Origin of the sequence: Rhodococcus maanshanensis NBRC 100610 (assembly GCF_001894865.1) — a bacterium.
GTDB classification, from domain to species: domain Bacteria; phylum Actinomycetota; class Actinomycetes; order Mycobacteriales; family Mycobacteriaceae; genus Rhodococcus_G; species Rhodococcus_G maanshanensis.
Genome location: NZ_BCXA01000089.1, coordinates 1 through 1075, shown reverse-complemented (window position 1 = coordinate 1075; position 1075 = coordinate 1). Strand labels below are relative to the sequence as shown.

At 66.3% G+C, this 1075-nt stretch carries 1 protein-coding gene; it reads right to left on the bottom strand.

What is annotated here, in order from left to right:
• On the bottom strand, positions 1–964 hold a 964-nt coding region (locus RM1_RS25790; RefSeq protein ID WP_072754437.1), incomplete at its 3' end, for an IS481 family transposase.
• Between the last annotated feature and the right edge of the window lie 111 nt (positions 965–1075).

Here is a 1075-nt window from a genome sequence, read left to right as displayed (position 1 = left end):
TGTAATTCCCGGGGACGTTGTGGACGCCGACGCGGTCGATGGGTGAGAGGCCACCGATCCCGGTGTGGGGTCGGTGGTGATTGTAGTGATGGATCCACTGTTGGTAGGTCGCTGCACGGGCCGTTTCGGAGGTGTACGTCTGGGCGTAGGCCCATTCGGCGACGAGGGTGCGGTTGAACCGTTCAACCTTCCCGTTGGTCTGCGGTCGATACGGGCGGGTCCGTTTGTGGACGACCGGACCGAGTGCGGCGGCGAAATCTCTTGACCGGTAGCAGGATCCGTTGTCCGTGAGGACACGTGTGACGGTGATCTGGTGGGCGGCGAAGAAGGTATTGGCGCGGTTCCAGAACCCGGCGGCGGTCTCCTTGCGTTCGTCGCTCAGGATCTCGGAGTACGCCAGGCGGGAGTGATCGTCGACGGCGTGGTGCAGGTAGGCGTAGCCCATCCCGGAGCGGTTTCTGCGGCCTATCTGGCGGCCGATCTTGCGGTGTCCACCGCCGTCGGGGATGCGGCCGAGCTTCTTGATGTCGACGTGGACGAGGTCGCCGGGCTTGTCGTGTTCGTAGCGTCGGGCCGGCTGCCGGCGGACGGAGAGCCCGGTGGCCTGGTCGAGGTGGGTGAGTTTGGGCATCTTGTAGCGCCGCAGGACCGCCTCAACGGTCGATCTGGCCAGGTGGAGGTGGTAGGCGATCCGGTGCGGTCCCCACCGGCGGGTCAATCGCAGCCCGATGATGCGGCGTTCGGTGCGGGTCGGGGTCCGGTGCGGGCAGGTGTGCGGGCGTGACGAACGATCGACCATGCCGGCCGTGCCTTCGGCGCGGTAGCGGTCGGCCCAGGTTTTCGCCGTCGACGGTGAGCACTGGAATCGTTCGGCGGCGCGGCGCAGGGACCAGCCGTCCTGCACGACGAGTGTCGCCAGGGCCAAACGGCCACGTGGGGTCAGGAAGGCATTAGCGTGTGACACGAGGACCTCTCGGTGGTCGGGGTGTGTGTGGTAACCACACCGATACCGGAGGTCCTCGCCTATTTGGTCACGGCACGCCGTCCACAACCTGCCTGGGAACTACACCTAGGG